Genomic DNA, 15741 nt, shown 5'->3' with positions numbered 1-15741 from the left:
CGTGCCCCCTCAAACAAAAAAGCCCGGGCACAGGCCCGGGCTTGCCATTGTTGCAGCGGTGCTGGCTTAGCTTTCCAGCTCTGCATCGAGCAGCTTCTTGAACTCCTCGTAGGACTGGTTCGAGATCTTTTCGCCGTTCAGGATGAAGGACGGGGTCGACTCGATGCCGTGCTCGGTCGCGTTCTCCTGGTACCATGCCACCAGGGTCTGCGCCTTGGCGCCATCCTGCAGGCAGGCTTCCAGCTGCTCGTTCTCCAGCCCCGCCAGGCGGCCGATCTTGCGCAGCTCGTCAACGATTTCCGACGCACCGCCGGCGCGTGCCCATTCGGACTGGCCCTTATAGATCAGGTCGGAGATGCCAAAGAACTTGTCCGGCCCGTTGCAGCGCGCAATCATCGACGCCCACAGCCCGTAGCGGTCGAAATAGACCTCGCGGTAGATGAACTTCACCTTGCCGGTGTCGATGTAGTCTTTCTTCAGCTGCTTGAAGACCGTGTTGTGGAAATTGGCGCAATGCGGGCAGGTGTAGGACGCGTATTCGATCAGCGTGACCGGCGCATCCTCAGCCCCCAGGGTCATCTCGGTGATGGTCGAGGTGTCCACCTCGGCCTCTTGCGCAAAGGCGGCGCCGACCAGCGGGTTTTCCGGCAGATTGCTCTGGCTGTTGAAACCGGTCAGGGCATAACCGCCCGCCACAACCGCAACAGCGGCAAACACACCAGACATGAGACGGGTCATTTGAACCCCTTTCCTTGCGTTTTCTGTTTTGTCAGCACATTGCGCCCCAGACGTTCCAGGGCGGCGCGCAAATCGTCGTTTTCCACCCCTTCGGCTGCCTTGCTGGCCTCCGCCGCATCCTGCGGGTCCGGCTGAAGCGGCGCTTGCACCTTGGGGGCATATTTGAATTCCACGCGGCCGTCGGAAAATCCCGTCGGTGCCGTTTGCGTGATCCGCACCTTGGAGATGGCGTTGAAGCCGTAAACCGCGTTCACCCGCTCGCGCAGGCGTTCCTTCTGCATCTCCAGCATCGGCGCGTTGGCCCCGGTTGTCAGCACCGTCAGCGTGGCGCCAAAGGAGCCGCGGCCATAGCCGACATTCACCGGCCGCGCCATCGCGGCAATATCCGGGCCTGCGATCTCTTCCCAATGGGTCAGCAGCCGGGATACCGCGAAGCCGCGGCTCTCCCCCGCCTTGCGGATCTGCTCATTGAGAAGCTTGGAGGTTCGTGCGAACCCGCGTGTTGTGCTGCGCCTGAATGCCATGATCTAGCTTTTGCTCGACTGCGTACCCTATTGTAAAGAGCCCGAGTACAGGTGCCAGCCTAACCGAATGCCAGGGAATAACGAATGCGTGACTTGAACAGCAATGCAGCGGAGATGAGCGGAGAGCTGCTGGCCTGGTACGATATCCACGCCCGCGAAATGCCGTGGCGCGTCAGCCCAGCAGAGCGCGCCACCGGTATCCGCCCCGATCCTTACAAGGTCTGGCTGAGCGAGGTGATGCTGCAGCAAACCACCGTGGCCGCGGTGCGGGAGTATTTCCTGCGCTTCACCAGCCGCTGGCCGACGGTGCTGGATCTGGCCGCGGCAGAGGACGCCGACGTGATGAGCGAATGGGCAGGCCTTGGCTATTACGCCCGCGCCCGCAACCTGCTGAAATGCGCCCGCACGGTGGCAGGTGAACTGGAGGGCGTCTTTCCCGGCAGCTACGAGGGGCTGCTCAAGCTGCCCGGTATCGGCCCCTATACCGCTGCTGCCATCGCCTCGATCGCCTTCGACCGCCCGGAGACCGTACTGGACGGCAACGTCGAACGGGTGATGTCCCGGCTGCATGACATCCATGATCCGCTGCCCGAGGTGAAACCGGTGCTGAAGGAGCGCGCGGCGGAGCTGACCCCGGCCCGGCGGCCCGGCGACTATGCCCAGGCGGTGATGGATCTGGGCGCCACCATCTGCACCCCCCGCAGCCCGGCCTGCGGCATCTGCCCCTGGCGGGACCCTTGCGCGGCGCGGGTGGCGGGCACGGCCCCTGAGCTGCCCAAGAAGACACCCAAAAAGCCAAAACCCACCCGCTACGGCATCGTTTACCTGGCCGAATCCGCGGCCGGCACCTGGCTGCTGGAACGGCGCCCGGACAAGGGGCTGCTGGGCGGTATGCTGGGCTGGCCGGGGTCGGAGTGGAACGAGGCCCCTGCCCCCAATCCCCCCTTTGCGGCAGACTGGCAGGATCTGGGCGGCGAGGTGCGCCATACTTTCACCCACTTCCACCTGATCCTGCAGGTGATGACGGCGGAGCTGCCAGAAGGGTTCAATCCGGACCCTGCGCAGGAACTGATCCCCCGCCACGGGTTCCGCCCCGCCAGCCTGCCCACGGTGATGCGCAAGGCCTTTGACCTCTACAGGGGGCGTTAGGTCAGGCTGCCTGCCACTTGGGTTTTCAGATCTTTGGGCCTAGGGTCAGCGCAGACGCGCGCTGACTGATTGGGAGACCCCGGCATGATTGCCCCCGAAACCCTTGCCCGCTGGCAAAGCGCCCTGCCATTCTGGATGTCCTTTCTGCTGCTGCCGCTGGTCTGGTTCGGCGCGCTGCAGGGGGGCTGGGCGCTGCTGCTGCCGCCGCTGGTCACCTGGCATCTGTTTGCGGTTCTGGACGGGATGTTCGGGCTTAACCTGGAAAACGCCGATCCCCAGACGCCGGACAGCGATCTGAAGTGGTACAAGGCGCTGACCGCGGCCTGGGTGCCGCTGCAGTTCCTCACGCTGTTCGGGCTGATCTGGTATGTCAGCGGCGCGGAACACCTGAACGGGTTCGAAAAGTTCGCCGCGTTTTTCGGCGTCGGCGTGGTGACCGGCGCTGTCGGCATCAACTACAGCCACGAGCTGATGCACCAGTCCAGCCGGGCCGAGCGCTGGCTGGGGGATATCCTGCTGGCGATGGTGCTCTACTCGCATTTCCGGTCGGAGCATCTGCTGGTGCATCACCGCTATGTCGGCACCCCGCGCGATCCGGTCACTGCGCGCTACAACGAGGGTTTTCACCGCTTCTATCCGCGGGTGCTGCGGCAGTGCTGGCATTCCGCCTTCCGCGCCGAGAAGGAGAAGCTGGCGAAGAAAAACCGCCCCTGGACCGACCGCTCCAACCCGTTCTTCCGCTACTGGGCGCTGCAGGCAGCCATGCTGCTGCTTGCGCTGCTGCTGGGCGGCGTGACCGGCGTGCTGCTGTTCCTGGTGCAGGCAGGCACCGCCATCTGGCAGCTGGAGGTGGTCAACTATGTCGAGCATTACGGGCTGACCCGCAAGCATCTGGGCGATGGCAAGTATGAGCCCGTCCAGCCGCGCCATTCGTGGAATGCGGCGCACAAGGCATCGAACTGGCTGCTGATCAATCTGCAGCGCCATTCTGACCACCATTACAAGCCGAACCGGCGTTTTCCGCTGTTGCAGAATTATACCGAGGCCGACGCACCGCAGCTGCCCTACGGCTACCCGGTGATGACCATCGCCGCGATGATCCCTCCCCTGTGGCGCCGGGTGATGAACCCCCGCGTGCGCCGCTGGCGGCAGCGGTATTACCCCGAAATCACCGACTGGCACGCCTATAACAAGGCCGAGAATCCGCTTCCGCGCTAAGGCTCAGCCCCAGGCCAGCACGGTCATCGGCTGATCCAGCCCGCGCACCTCCTGGCCGGGGTGCCGGGTGGCACCGTCCAGCAGGCCCGGCTCTGCCTGTTCTGCCCTGACCTGCTGCGCCAGCGTTTCACTGACCACGATCCTGGCCTGCAGCGTGCGGGTCAGGCTCTCCAGCCGGGCGGCAACATTCACCGTCATGCCGATCACCGCATATTCCAGCCGGTTGGCGCCGATATCGCCCAGCAGCGCCGCGCCATAGTGGATGCCGATCCCGGCGCGGATCTCCGGCTTGCCCTGGCGGATGCGCTCTGTATTCCACTTTGCCAGCGACGCCCGCATGGCATGGGCACAGGCCAGCGCGTTGCTGGCATCCCGCACCCCCGACACCGGCGTGCCGAAGGTCGCCATCAGCCCGTCGCCCAGGTATTTATCCAGCGTGCCGTGGTGGCGGAACACCTCGCGCTCCATCCGGCCGTGAAATTCGCGCAAGAGATCGATCACCGCCCGCGGCTCCATCCCCGCTGACAGCCGGGTGAAGCCGACGATGTCGATAAACAGCACCGCCACGTTCTCGCTGCGCACCTGTTTCAGCGGCTCGTCGTTCTGCGACAGCTGCTCCACCACGTTGGGCGAAAAGTAGCGCGACAGGTTGGCCCGCTCCCGCGTCAGGCTGGCATTGCGCCGCAGCAGCCCGTTGAACCGGCGCACCGAAAAGCCCAGCGTCACCGCCACCAGCACAAAGACCACCGCCTCCTGCACCCGCAGCCGCACAACAAAACTGTTTGGATCAAAAAACTCCGCCAGTTCCGGACTAAAGCCTAGGGCCGTGTTCACCGCTTCCGAGAGCCCCGGAACCGGGCTGGAGAACCACCACACAAGGGCCAGCGCGCTGAGCCACATCATCGCCGTCCAGGTGCCGATCGCAATCACCGTGCGCCAGGAATAGGCCATGGTGCCAGCCGCAAGGATGATAAAGAAATACTGGAAATTGTCGAACCTGTACTGCATGGCCACCGGTATGACACGGCTGTCGAAGGGGTTGGGCACGACCAGGCCGTAGGTCATGATGAGAAGGTCGAGGAAGATCAGGAAAAGCTCTACCCGCGACCTGCCGACTTTGCCCGCCCGGCTGATGAACCATCCATTGAGGCACAAGAGCGCAAGGATCCCGTGGTAATACAGCACGCTCCAGACCGGGTTCAGGAAGACAATGAAAATCGCAATAATAGGCAGTGCAATCCAGCGGGCCCGCACAGCCAGCTGCAGCCCGCGCCGCTTGTGCGCATCCAGCGCCGCCTCCGCAAACTTGCTTTCGGCGGATGAGGCCCGCTGCAAGCTGCCGCGCTCCGCCGCCTGAACGGCGCTGGTTCCGGACGCAAAGGCGGTATCGGTCATCGGCTTTCCCCCCTGCCCGCGGGCTGCTGCAGTTGCGGCACTTCAGATAACGGCCCGGCACGGCACAGGGAATAGCGCATCGGGCCGCATCAATGCAAAAAACCCCGCCTGGAACAGGCGGGGCAAGGTGTGCGCCTGCGCATGCGCGCAGGCACCTGCAATAGACTGCTGTGTTCGGAACCCGTGGTCTTCAGTTCTGCATCTCGGCCCGGATCTGCTGGCGCAGCACGTCGATCGGCACCGTCTTGCCGTCGCGCTTGAAGCACCAGTAGGTCCAGCCGTTGCAGGACGGCGCATTTTCCAGATGCGCCCCAACCTGATGGATCGAGCCCTTGATGTTGTCGCCGATCAGGGTGCCGTCTGCCCGCACCTTGGCCTTGTGGCGGCGGTTCATCGAATAAAGCTCCTCGCCCGGGCGCAGCATGCCGCGCTCCACCAGCTGGCCGAACGGCACCCGCGGCGCCGCGCGCTTGCTGGCGGAAACCTCCAGCGCCTCGCGGTCGAACTTGCGCACTGCCTTGATCCGCTTTTCCGCCACCTTGCGGTAGGCTTCCTCGCGCTCGATCCCGATGAATTCACGGCCCAGCATCTTGGCCACTGCGCCGGTGGTGCCGGTGCCGAAGAAGGGATCCAGCACCACATCGCCCGGGTTGGTCGCACCAACCAGGATGCGGTGCAGCAGCGATTCCGGCTTCTGCGTCGGGTGCGCCTTGTCGCCGTTCTCGTCCTTCAGCCGCTCGTGGCCGGTGCAGATCGGCAGCACCCAGTCGCTGCGCATCTGGATGCCTTCGTTCAGCGCCTTCAGCGCTTCGTAGTTGAAGGTGTATTTCGCGCCTTCCGACTTCGACGCCCAGATCATCGTCTCATGCGCGTTGGTAAACCGCTTGCCGCGGAAGTTCGGCATCGGGTTCGACTTGCGCCAGATGACGTCGTTCAGCACCCAGTAGCCTTCGTCCTGCAGCAGCGCGCCGACCCGGAAGATGTTGTGGTAGGAGCCGATCACCCAGATCGAGCCGTTCGGCTTCAGCACCCGGCGCGCCGCCTTCAGCCACTCGCGGGTGAACTGGTCATAGGCCGCAAAGCTGGAGAACTGGTCCCAGTGATCGTCCACGGCATCGACCTTGGAGTTGTCGGGGCGGTGCAGCTGGCCTTTCAGCTGCAGATTATAGGGCGGATCCGCGAAGATCAGATCGACCGAATTGGCCGGCAGACTGTTCATCGCCTCGATGCAGTCCCCGCCAATAATCGTGTTTAAAGGGAGCGCTGCCGCGCCCTTTGTCATGGTTTTATTCATTGCTCTGCCTCATAACCGCGGCGCATTTTTGCGCTCATTAGGTTGTCCACAGGATGAGTCATCGCGGATTCGAGGTCAATTTGTTTATTACAACAACGCCTTACGGTTCACTCTTGATACAAGATGTTGTGTACCGGCTTAAAGGAGCGCCGATGATGTGGGGTCACACCCAGTTGAACTAGCGCCTCGCGGTGCTGTTTCGAGGGGTAGCCTGCGTTTTTCTCCCAGCCATATCCGGGGAACTGTTGCGCCAAATCCACCATGATCCGGTCGCGTGCCAGTTTGGCGATGATCGACGCCGCCGCAATCGACAGCGATTTGGCATCCCCCTTGACGACCGCTTCGCAGGGCAAGACCACCCCCTTGGGGATCAGATTGCCGTCGATCAGCAGGTAATCCGGCGCCGGGTCCAGCGCCGCCACCGCGCGCTCCATCGCCAGATGGGAGGCGCGCAAAATATTCAGGGAATCAATCTCTTCCACCGTGGCGTGGGCAATGGCCGTCTGCGCGGAGGACAGGATCAGGCCTTCCAGCGCCGCGCGTTTTTTCAGGCTCAGTTTCTTGGAATCGTTTAGGCCCTCGGGGATCGCGGCACCGTCCAGAACCACTGCCGCGGCCGTCACCGGCCCGGCCAGCGGCCCGCGGCCCACCTCATCCACTCCGGCAATCCTCAGATGCCCCTGGGCAAGGGCGGCGGCTTCTAGGCTGTAGTCTGGCTGTGTCATGCGCCCGACAAAGCCAATGGCCGCCGGTTATGCAAGGGCCGCGGCGAAAAAAGGGGGGGCCGAAGCCCCCCAGTTTGCTGCTGCTCGAATCTGCGCTTTGGCTCAGCGCCGCACCAGCCGGTAGCCGTGGCTGTTCAGGCACCCGGGCTTGTATCCGGTGCGATGGCGCTGGCCGTTCCAGAACGTCACCCGGCAAGACTGCGGCAGCGCCTTGGTGTGGCCATAGCTGCGCTCCAGGCAGCCCTTGCCGACCAGCGGATGAGTGCGGCTGTAGCGCGGGAAGTATTTCAGGCACTGGGACGGCAGGTCATAGCGGCGCACCCGGGGCGGCAGCGGTTTCACATACCTGTCATCACGGCCATAGCCCCGGTAAGTGTGGCCGCCATGGGAATGGTTGTGCGGGGGCTGCGTGTAGTTATGGGTCACCGCATTGTCATCCTTATCCCTTGAATGCTTGATGGCAGCGCCAAGGATTCCCAGCAGCGCCAAGCCGCCGAGGATCTTTGCAACGTCTTCATCGGCGCGGGCGGGGGCCGCCGTGAACCCGGTGATGGCAATGGATGCGGCGACGATCAAAGCAATGAATTTGCGGTGCGGTTGCGGGCGGGATGTCCGGGCCATATCGGGACCTTTCTCAGAAATGGATTGTCGCGCAGCCAATGCGCCTTGATGACCCCAGCCTGCTTCCGCCCGCGCCGGACACGCAATATCGGCCTGTTGTTATCAGATATCAGCCTGCCCAACCCCCTGCGGTTATTGAATTTCACGCCGCAGAACCGCAGGATGCCTTCATGAAACAGCACCTTCTGATTGCCGCTGCCGCGGCCGCCCTTCTGGCGCTTTCCACCCCGGCTCAGGCCGCCGAATGCTTTGCCGATTACAAGGCCAAGCAGGACAATCCCTTGCGTCTGCATTACGGTGTGATCCAGCTTTTAGGCGCCTGCCAGAAACAGGCCGCCCGCAGCGAGATCCAGGCGCGCATCGCGTCCGATGGATGGAAGCTTTTAAATGTCCTGACCGTCTTCGGCCCCGAAGGCCTGCAAGAAAGGAAGGCCAATGCCGGATCCTACTATCTCCGTTTCTGAGGCCCGCGCGGCCGGCAGCAGGGTGATCGCCTTCGGCATTGCCGCCATCGTTGCGCTTTTGGTGATAGCGGGCACGGTGCTGCTGCTGACCCTGCCGGATGCCAATGCGTTCAACGCGCGCGTTGAGCGGCTGTTTGTCGAAAACGACCTGACCGCCCAGGCCGAAATCAAGCTGCTGGAGATCCTGGCCCAGTCCGGCACCGCCTTTGCCGACACGCTGACCAGCTACCGGATGGTGATTTTCGTGCTGCTGGTCTTTGCAACCGCTATGATGGTGGCAGCGCTGGCGGTGCTGGGCATGCTGGTGATGCTGAACCGCCGCATGGCGCAGATTGAACGGTCTGGCATCCAGGTGAATGAACTGCTGATCAGCCGCGATGAAAACACCGTCTATCTGAACAATATGGGGTTCAAGCTGACGCCCGCCGCGATGGAAACCCTGTCGGTCCTGGCCGAGGCCCGGCTGGACGACGACGTGCTGTCGGGGGCCGAGATCGAGGCGGTCATCTCGGGCCGCACTTCAGCCGATTGCGAGGAAGCTGCCGGCGCCACCCGGATCAAGCGGCTGCGGGACACGCTGGGCAATCAGATGGTCAGCGAGCTGCTGGTCAAGAACATCGCCAAGCGCGGGTATGTTCTGGCCATCAGCAAGGATGTGATCCGCATGGTCTGACTCTGCCCGCTCCGGTCCGCTCAACATCACGTGTTGCGCACTGGAATTCCCGCCGGCAGACCCCAGATAGATCAGAACCGGCCAATGCCGGCCGGTCCTGACAGCCGCAGAACAGACAAGGACCTTAAGGATGGATGCACAGGTTCAGACCGGCACCCGCGGATACGGCATTGTCGTCGAGCCGCTGCACGGCCAGGTCACTGCCCGGCGCAATGGCATCATCCTGGCGCAAAGCACCCGTGCCAAGGTGATGTATGAAACCCGCCTGCCCCCGGCGGTCTATTTCCCGGCAGAGGACGTGACCGTCCCGCTCTCCCCCCATACCGCCCTGCAAACCTTCTGCCCGTTCAAGGGCACCGCCAGCTACCGCGACATCCTGCTGCCGGGGGATCGCGTGCCGAACGGTGTCTGGGCCTATGAGGACGCGATGCCCGAGGCCGAGGCGATCTCCGGCCATATCGGTTTCATGCCCGGCGCAGAGGCTGAATTCGACCTGGGCCGGAACACGGTTGAGATGCCGGACTACGGCAATATCTCTGGGCCGGTGATCGACTGGCTGCTGCGCGATGCTTCCTTGCTGGCGACCCCGGAAGAGCTGACCGCCGCCTTGGCGGAGAAACTGGTGGAGCAGGGCATCTACCTCTCCCGCCTCTCGGTCATGGCGTGGTCGCTGCACCCGCTGATCGCGGGCAAGAACTACATCTGGCAAAGGAAGACCGGCGAGGTCACCACCTACGCGCCGTCTTACGAGATCCACGATCACCCGGCCTACCGCAACAGCCCGCTGCGGCATGTGTCCAACGGCTTGGGCGGGGTGCGCCACAGGCTGGACGCCTGCTGCTCCGACGATGCCTTCCCGATCCTCGAAGATCTGCGCAAGGAAGGCGCCACCGATTATGTCGCCATGCCGCTGCGGTTCTCCGACGGGCGCATCAACGTGCTGACCCTGACCAGCGCCCACCCAAACGGATTTTCCACCGCAAACCTCGGGCTGATCTTCGAATGCTCCGGCGTGATCGCGCGGTATTACGAAATCTTCATGCAGCACGAAAACGCCCAGTCGCTCTTGGAAACCTATGTCGGCAAACGCACCGGCGCCCGGGTGCTGGGCGGCGAGATCCGCCGCGGCGACGGTGATGAAATCGACGCCGCCATCATGTTCTGCGACCTGCGCGGCTCCACCCGGCTGGAGGAGCAGCTGGGCCGCCAGGACTATATCGCGCTCTTGAACCAGTTCTTCGAGACCGCCTCGACCATCGTGCATGATCACGGCGGCGAAGTTCTGAAGTTCATCGGCGACGCTGTGCTGGCGGTTTTTCCGGCCGGCAGCGACCCGGAACAGGCCCGCACCCAGGCGCTCAACAGCGCCCGCGCCATCGTGGCCCGGCTGGAGGAGATCGCGGAGGAGGAAGACGGACACCGCTGCGAAGCCGCCATCGGCATCGCCTACGGCCGGGTGACCTATGGCAACGTCGGCTCGCGGGAGCGGCTGGACTTCACCGTGATCGGCCAGGCCGCCAATATCGCGGCGCGGCTGGGCGATTACGGCAAGACGGTCAATCATCCGGTCGTCGTCAGCTGCGACATCCTGAGCGATCCTTCACATGGCATCCCGCTGGGCGCGGTCAGCCTGCACAATGTCTCGCAGCCGGTGACCTGTTTTGCCATCCCCGCCAGGCCCGCACCGCAAGCCGCGGCGGGATAGACGCGGATGAAGATGCGCACCGCAGAAGGGCCGCCGGTGCAACCCTGCCCCTGAACGCCGTCTCATCAGACCCCCTCCCGCCCTGCCCGCAGGGCAGGGCCACGCCCAAGGCTGCTTTGCCGGCATCTTCGATGCAGGCAACAGGCGCGGGAGCTTTCCGCTACCCCGCACCCAACGCCGCATTCAGCCGGTTGCAATCCCGCGCTGCGCCTCGTCGCCCATGAAGACCAGCAGCGGATTCTCCGCCTGACGCGCCTTGAAGGCCGCCTTGCCGGTCATCCCGTTCCAGCCGCAGTGCACCAGCGATTGCGCCACCGCGCCGCCCAGCGTGGTGCCGGGGCCGGTCACGATGAACAGGTCCGGCGCAAACTCATAGGCCGCGTTCTGCACCGCACGGGTGAAATCATAGGGCTCCACCACCTGATGCCCCAGCGTGTAGTCCCAGAGCGCCTGGGTATCCGTGGCCCCCGGCCACCAGATCTGCCCGCGCCCGTCGATCAGCGGCACCTTCGGCTGGGTGAACAGGTCCGCCCCCAGCCGCTTGCGCCCCTCTGCCGCCACCGGCGCCTGCAGCGCGGTGTGGAACGCCGCATGGTTGGCCAGACGCATCGGGAAACGCTCCTCCACCACCGGCACCGCCGCCTCGAACGCCGCCAGCCCGGCCTCGTTCCCGGCCAGCACCAGCAGCCCGCCCAGATCGATCGACAGCGCCAGTTCATGCCCCTCGCGCGCATTGATCCCTGCCACCAGTGCCAGCAGCTCCGCCTTGCGCACGGGATCGTTCTGCCAATCCGGCCCGGCAAAGGGATAGACCAGCTGGCCGCCGATCAGCTGCTCCTGCATCAGGGTGCCCATTGTGTTCACCACCTTGAACCCGTCCGCCGCACTCAGCGCCCCGGCCGCCGCCAGCGCGATGTACCAGCCCATCGAGTTGCCGGTGACCGCAACCACCTCGATATCCTCCACCAGCGACTGCGCATCCGCCAGCGCCGAGGCATAGATCAGCGGCGAGGCGATATCCCCGCGCGAATACTTCGACACGGAGAACCGCGTGGCCCCGTCCAGTGCAGTGACCTCTTCTTGCCCGGCGTCCCGCCGCTGCGCATCAAAACCCGCAAACAGCGCGGCCTTATCCGCGTGGTGGCGGTGCAGATACCCCAGCTCCGCCTTGTTATAGGTGCCCCGTCCAGGGCAGATCAGAACAGCGGTGCGGGTCATTTCTTGCCTCCTGCCAGCGTCAATGCAGCCGCAACGATGCTGTCCTTGGACGGCAGCGTCGCGCCATAGGCGGGTCCGGTTGCGATGAAGCAGTCGCTGGCGGCAATCCTAGCCATGGGGATATCGCTCTGCTCCGCAAACAGCGCCATCAGCGCTTCCGACTGGCTGCCGGTGATGCGGCATTCATCGACGATCAGCACATGCTTGCAGCCCTCGACCGCCTCCAGCAGCGCCGCCTCCGGCAGGGGCGCCAGCCAGCGCAGGTCCACGATCCGCGCCTGCACGCCCTGCGCCGCCAGCTCTGCCTGCGCCTGGGTGGAAAGGTAGCGCCCGTTGCCATAGGTCACGATGGCCAGATCGCTGCCATCCCCATGCACCCCGACCTCACCCAATCCGATGCGCTGGTCCGGCGAGGGGTAGGTCCGCATCCAGCCGCCGTCCTTTGCCTCAAGCAGGTCCCGCATCGGGTAGAGCGCAATCGGTTCGACAAAGACCACCACCCGCTGCTCCTCGCGCGCCAGCCGCACCGCCTCGCGCATCATCATCGCAGCCTCGGCGCCGTCCGACGGGCAGGCAATCACCAGCCCCGGAATATCCCGCAGCACCGCCAGCGAGTTGTCGTTGTGGAAATGGCCGCCAAAGCCCTTCTGGTAGCCCAGCCCGGCAATCCGCAGCACCATCGGGTTCGCAAACTGCCCGTTCGAGAAAAACGGCAAGGTCGCCGCCTCGCCGCGCAGCTGATCCTCGGCGTTGTGCAGATAGGCGAGGAACTGGATTTCCGGGATGGGCAGGAACCCGTTGTGCCCCATGCCGATCGCCAGCCCCAGGATCGACTGCTCATCCAGCAGCGTGTCAATCACCCGGTCCGGCCCGAACCGCTGCTGCAGCTTCTGGCTGACGCCATAGACCCCACCCTTGCGGCCCACATCCTCGCCCATCATGACGATTTCGCGGTGCTCCAGCATCAGATCTGTCAGCGCCCAGTTGATCAGGCGCGACATCGGCTGCGGCTCCTCCATCGCCCGCAGGTCGCTGCCGAATGCCTTAGCGCGTGTCTCGGCACTGGGGCCATTGGTCGGCGCACACTGCCGCTGCGGCGGGATCAGGCTGGCCGCCACATCCGCCGCCGTTTTCAGATGCGGCCGCGTCACCGCTTCCGCCCGGATCCGCTCCACCCGCGCGCAGGTGTCCTGGTAGATCTTCAGCGCGTCCGCAGGGGTCAGCACCCCGGCTTCCTCCAGCAAGCGCACCGAATGCAGCAGCGGATCGTTGGCCTCATCCGCCTCTACCTCGGTCTTGGCCAAGTAGGAGGTCGGCACATCCGCGCCGGCATGGCCGTAAAGCCGCACGGTGCGCAGGTGCAGGAACGCAGGCTTCTTGCGGGTCCTCACATACTCCGCCGCCTCCTGCGCCACCTGAAAGGCGTTGTAGATATCCAGCCCGTCCGCCTTGAAATATTTGATACCGGGGCGATGCGCCATCGAGGCCTCGATCCAGCCTTTCGGCGTCTTGGTCGAAATGCCGATCCCGTTGTCCTCGCAGACGAACAGCAGCGGCAGAGGCACCGCCTGCACCGAGGTCCAGCCCGCCGTGTTGATCGCCCCCTGCGCGGTCGAGTGGTTGGCAGAGGCATCCCCGAAGGAGCACATGACAATCGCATCCTCAGGCAGCACCTGGTGTTCCGGCTGGTGCCGCTTGGCGGCGCCAATGGAATAGGCCGCGCCGACCGCCTTGGGCAGATGCGAGGCGATGGTCGAGGTCTGCGGCGGGATCATCAGCGCCTTGGAGCCCAAGACCTTGTGCCGCCCGCCCGAGGTCGGATCCTCGCTGGAGCAGGCAAAAGACAGCAGCATGTCCCAGGCAATCCGCTGCCCCGGCACCTGATCGGCGCGGGCGATCTGGAAGGCCGCATCCCGGTAATGCAGGAACGCCATGTCGGCCGGGCGCAGGGCGCGGGCCACCGCCGCCATCCCCTCATGCCCGGAGGAGCCGATGGTGTAGAACCCCTCTCCCGCTTTCTGCATCGCCCGGCTGGTCAGATCCAGCGCCCGGCTCAAGACCTGCGCGCGAAAGATGCCTGCAGCCTCCGCCGCGGCAAGCGGCCCTGCGGGCGCGGCGCCTGCAGGCAGGGTCCCGGCCTGAACCCTTTCGAGGAAATTCTGATGCACGATCTGGGCGCGGTCCATGCGGCCTCCTTGGAACACTTGCTGTGTGCAGTTATCCGCGAAACCCCGGTGCAACGCCAATGAGATTGCGTACTGCTGCCATTCCAAAATGGAATGACAGACGGCTGACTCAGTCCGATCCATCACACAACTGGCGGACCAAGCCGGCCCTGGCCGCATAAGCGCTTTCGCCCCCCCCTTCAGCTCGGGCTCCCAACGGAGAGGCCTTTTCCGGCTCAAAGGCTCAGACCGCCGGGACGGCGCCGGCAAGCGGCGGGCGAACACGGCAGCGCCGCTAAACCTATGATGATATTTTGCGCCGCGACTCACCTCGCAGGGTTGTCAGGGCAACGGCCATTTACTAGGACCACGCGTAAGCGAACTTTAATTGAGTATTTTATCATGTTGATTACCCCAATCCTCCTGTGCGGAGGGTCCGGAACCCGCCTGTGGCCGCTGTCGCGCAAAAGCTATCCCAAGCAATTCGTGCCCCTGATGGGGGAAGAGACCCTGTTTCAGGCCTCCGCCCGGCGGCTGTCGGGGCAGACGGATCAGCTCAGGTTTGCCGCGCCGATGGTGCTGACCAATTCCGATTTCCGCTTCATCGTCACCGAGCAGCTGCAGGCCATCGGCATCGACCCCGGCGCCGTCCTGATCGAGCCGGAGGGGCGCAACACCGCGCCTGCCGTGCTGGCCGCGGCCCTGCGCGCCCAGGCCGAAGACCCCGATGCGGTGCTGCTGGTGGCGCCCTCGGACCACGTGGTGCCGGACACCGCAGCCTTCCACGCCGCTGTCGCCAAGGGCCTCGAAGCGGTGGCCCAGGGCCAGATGGTGACCTTTGGCATCACCCCTGCCCATGCCGAAACCGCCTATGGCTATCTGGAGCTTGCTGCCGCGCCAGAGGCCGGGAACGCCCCGGTTCCGCTTAAGCAGTTTGTCGAAAAACCCGATGCCGCGCGCGCCGCTGAAATGCTGGCAGCGGGCAACTTCAAATGGAACGCGGGGATCTTCCTGTTCCGCGCCGCGGATGTCATCGCCGCCTTCAAAACACATGCGCCGGCGCTGATGGAGCCGGTGCAGGCAGCGCTGGATCAGGCCAAGACAGACCTCGGCTTTCTGCGCCTGGCGGCAGAGCCCTGGAGCCGTGCCGAGGACATCTCCATTGACTATGCGGTGATGGAAAAGGCCGAAAACCTCTCAGTCGTGCCTTTTGACGCGGCCTGGTCGGACCTTGGCGGCTGGGATGCGGTCTGGCGCGAAAGCGGCCCGGACGCAACCGGCGTTGTCACCAGCGGCGGCGCCACCGCGATTGACTGCCGGGACACGCTCCTGCGTGCCGACAGCGAACGGCTGGAGGTTGTCGGCATCGGGCTGGACGGCATAATAGCGGTGGCGATGAATGACGCGGTGCTGGTTGCCGACAAATCCCGCGCCCAGGATGTGAAAAAGGCCCTTACCGCGCTGAAGCAAAAGGGCGCGGCTCAGGCCACCCAGTTCCCCAAGGACCACCGCCCCTGGGGCTGGTTCGAGAGCCTGGTGGTTGGCGACCGGTTCCAGGTCAAGCGGATCCAGGTGCATCCCGGCGCGTCGCTGTCACTGCAAAGCCACCTGCACCGCTCTGAGCACTGGATCGTGGTGAAGGGCACTGCCAAGGTAACGGTGAATGACGAGGTGAAACTGGTGACGGAAAACCAAAGCGTCTACGTCCCGCTTGGCGCCGTCCACCGGATGGAAAACCCCGGCAAGGTGCCGATGGTGCTGATCGAGGTTCAGACCGGCGCCTATGTCGGCGAGGACGACATTGTGCGCTATGAAGATGTCTACGCGCGGGGACAGGGCGAAAAGGGCTGAG

The 15741-nt window shown here is 64.4% G+C and carries 14 protein-coding genes; 6 read left to right on the top strand and 8 right to left on the bottom strand.

Going from position 1 to position 15741, the window contains the following annotated elements; genetic code table 11:
• Positions 1 to 66: 66 nt before the first annotated feature.
• Positions 67 to 738, bottom strand: a complete 672-nt coding sequence (locus tag R2C4_RS18865) for a DsbA family protein (protein WP_141891781.1) — start codon at positions 736 to 738, stop codon at positions 67 to 69.
• Entirely contained in the window at positions 735 to 1262 is a 528-nt protein-coding gene (locus R2C4_RS18860) for a DUF721 domain-containing protein (protein ID WP_058285289.1), read from the bottom strand. Before R2C4_RS18860 ends, R2C4_RS18865 begins: the two co-directional genes overlap by 4 nt.
• 84 nt (positions 1263 to 1346) lie before the next feature.
• Between R2C4_RS18860 and R2C4_RS18855 the strand changes: the two genes are divergently transcribed.
• Together R2C4_RS18855 and R2C4_RS18850 are read left to right on the top strand one after the other, a co-directional pair.
• Entirely contained in the window at positions 1347 to 2411 is a 1065-nt protein-coding gene (locus R2C4_RS18855; RefSeq protein WP_141891780.1) for an A/G-specific adenine glycosylase, read from the top strand.
• 84 nt (positions 2412 to 2495) lie between these two features.
• Positions 2496 to 3629, top strand: coding sequence for an alkane 1-monooxygenase (locus tag R2C4_RS18850; protein WP_141891779.1), 1134 nt, complete (start codon positions 2496 to 2498; stop codon positions 3627 to 3629).
• 3 nt (positions 3630 to 3632) lie between these two features.
• Here R2C4_RS18850 and R2C4_RS18845 read toward each other — a convergent pair whose 3' ends face one another.
• From R2C4_RS18845 to R2C4_RS18830, 4 genes are all read right to left on the bottom strand, one after another.
• The gene (locus tag R2C4_RS18845; protein ID WP_141891778.1) at positions 3633 to 5024 is read right to left on the bottom strand and encodes an adenylate/guanylate cyclase domain-containing protein; all 1392 of its coding nucleotides are present in this window, start codon (positions 5022 to 5024) and stop codon (positions 3633 to 3635) included.
• Between the two features lie 190 nt (positions 5025 to 5214).
• Positions 5215 to 6318 carry a site-specific DNA-methyltransferase gene (locus R2C4_RS18840; RefSeq protein ID WP_058285285.1) on the bottom strand — a complete coding sequence of 368 codons (1104 nt, stop codon included), beginning with the start codon at positions 6316 to 6318 and terminating at the stop codon, positions 5215 to 5217.
• Between the two features lie 107 nt (positions 6319 to 6425).
• Positions 6426 to 7043, bottom strand: a complete 618-nt coding sequence (locus tag R2C4_RS18835) for a ribonuclease HII (RefSeq protein WP_141891777.1) — start codon at positions 7041 to 7043, stop codon at positions 6426 to 6428.
• A 102-nt stretch (positions 7044 to 7145) separates the two neighbouring features.
• On the bottom strand, positions 7146 to 7664 hold the full coding sequence (locus R2C4_RS18830; protein ID WP_141891776.1) for a hypothetical protein: 519 nt from the start codon (positions 7662 to 7664) through the stop codon (positions 7146 to 7148).
• Positions 7665 to 7834: 170 nt separating this feature from the next.
• Between R2C4_RS18830 and R2C4_RS18825 the strand changes: the two genes are divergently transcribed.
• The 3 genes from R2C4_RS18825 (at position 7835) to R2C4_RS18815 (ending at position 10506) form a co-directional block, all read left to right on the top strand.
• Positions 7835 to 8128, top strand: coding sequence for a hypothetical protein (locus tag R2C4_RS18825; RefSeq protein ID WP_141892137.1), 294 nt, complete (start codon positions 7835 to 7837; stop codon positions 8126 to 8128).
• Entirely contained in the window at positions 8100 to 8801 is a 702-nt protein-coding gene (locus R2C4_RS18820; protein WP_058285282.1) for a winged helix-turn-helix domain-containing protein, read from the top strand. The genes R2C4_RS18825 and R2C4_RS18820 overlap by 29 nt, the downstream gene beginning before the upstream one ends.
• Positions 8802 to 8931: 130 nt before the next feature.
• A complete protein-coding gene (locus R2C4_RS18815) occupies positions 8932 to 10506 on the top strand; it encodes a DUF427 domain-containing protein (RefSeq protein WP_141891775.1) in 1575 nt (524 codons plus the stop codon).
• A 183-nt stretch (positions 10507 to 10689) separates the two neighbouring features.
• Here R2C4_RS18815 and R2C4_RS18810 read toward each other — a convergent pair whose 3' ends face one another.
• Together R2C4_RS18810 and R2C4_RS18805 are read right to left on the bottom strand one after the other, a co-directional pair.
• A complete protein-coding gene (locus R2C4_RS18810) occupies positions 10690 to 11724 on the bottom strand; it encodes an ACP S-malonyltransferase (RefSeq protein ID WP_141891774.1) in 1035 nt (344 codons plus the stop codon).
• The gene (locus tag R2C4_RS18805) at positions 11721 to 13910 is read right to left on the bottom strand and encodes a dehydrogenase E1 component subunit alpha/beta (protein ID WP_141891773.1); all 2190 of its coding nucleotides are present in this window, start codon (positions 13908 to 13910) and stop codon (positions 11721 to 11723) included. Before R2C4_RS18805 ends, R2C4_RS18810 begins: the two co-directional genes overlap by 4 nt.
• A gap of 381 nt (positions 13911 to 14291) precedes the next feature.
• Between R2C4_RS18805 and R2C4_RS18800 the strand changes: the two genes are divergently transcribed.
• Entirely contained in the window at positions 14292 to 15740 is a 1449-nt protein-coding gene (locus R2C4_RS18800) for a mannose-1-phosphate guanylyltransferase/mannose-6-phosphate isomerase (RefSeq protein WP_141891772.1), read from the top strand.
• Position 15741: the final 1 nt, after the last annotated feature.

The sequence above is a fragment of the Leisingera aquaemixtae genome, from assembly GCF_006740765.1.
In the GTDB taxonomy this organism is placed as follows: Bacteria; Pseudomonadota; Alphaproteobacteria; order Rhodobacterales; family Rhodobacteraceae; genus Leisingera; species Leisingera aquaemixtae.
This window is presented reverse-complemented; position numbering and strand designations above follow the sequence as displayed.

Bases quoted from the DNA above. Each gene is read 5' to 3' on its own strand.
- R2C4_RS18840 (WP_058285285.1), bottom strand. From the start codon at position 6,318: ATGAATAAAACCATGACAAAGGGCGCGGCAGCGCTCCCTTTAAACACG.
- R2C4_RS18805 (WP_141891773.1), bottom strand. From the start codon at position 13,910: ATGGACCGCGCCCAGATCGTGCATCAGAATTTCCTCGAAAGGGTTCAG.
- R2C4_RS18855 (WP_141891780.1), top strand. From the start codon at position 1,347: ATGCGTGACTTGAACAGCAATGCAGCGGAGATGAGCGGAGAGCTGCTG.
- R2C4_RS18865 (WP_141891781.1), bottom strand. From the start codon at position 738: ATGACCCGTCTCATGTCTGGTGTGTTTGCCGCTGTTGCGGTTGTGGCG.
- R2C4_RS18825 (WP_141892137.1), top strand. From the start codon at position 7,835: ATGAAACAGCACCTTCTGATTGCCGCTGCCGCGGCCGCCCTTCTGGCG.
- R2C4_RS18830 (WP_141891776.1), bottom strand. From the start codon at position 7,664: ATGGCCCGGACATCCCGCCCGCAACCGCACCGCAAATTCATTGCTTTG.
- R2C4_RS18820 (WP_058285282.1), top strand. From the start codon at position 8,100: ATGCCGGATCCTACTATCTCCGTTTCTGAGGCCCGCGCGGCCGGCAGC.
- R2C4_RS18800 (WP_141891772.1), top strand. From the start codon at position 14,292: ATGTTGATTACCCCAATCCTCCTGTGCGGAGGGTCCGGAACCCGCCTG.
- R2C4_RS18860 (WP_058285289.1), bottom strand. From the start codon at position 1,262: ATGGCATTCAGGCGCAGCACAACACGCGGGTTCGCACGAACCTCCAAG.
- R2C4_RS18850 (WP_141891779.1), top strand. From the start codon at position 2,496: ATGATTGCCCCCGAAACCCTTGCCCGCTGGCAAAGCGCCCTGCCATTC.
- R2C4_RS18815 (WP_141891775.1), top strand. From the start codon at position 8,932: ATGGATGCACAGGTTCAGACCGGCACCCGCGGATACGGCATTGTCGTC.
- R2C4_RS18835 (WP_141891777.1), bottom strand. From the start codon at position 7,043: ATGACACAGCCAGACTACAGCCTAGAAGCCGCCGCCCTTGCCCAGGGG.
- R2C4_RS18845 (WP_141891778.1), bottom strand. From the start codon at position 5,024: ATGACCGATACCGCCTTTGCGTCCGGAACCAGCGCCGTTCAGGCGGCG.
- R2C4_RS18810 (WP_141891774.1), bottom strand. From the start codon at position 11,724: ATGACCCGCACCGCTGTTCTGATCTGCCCTGGACGGGGCACCTATAAC.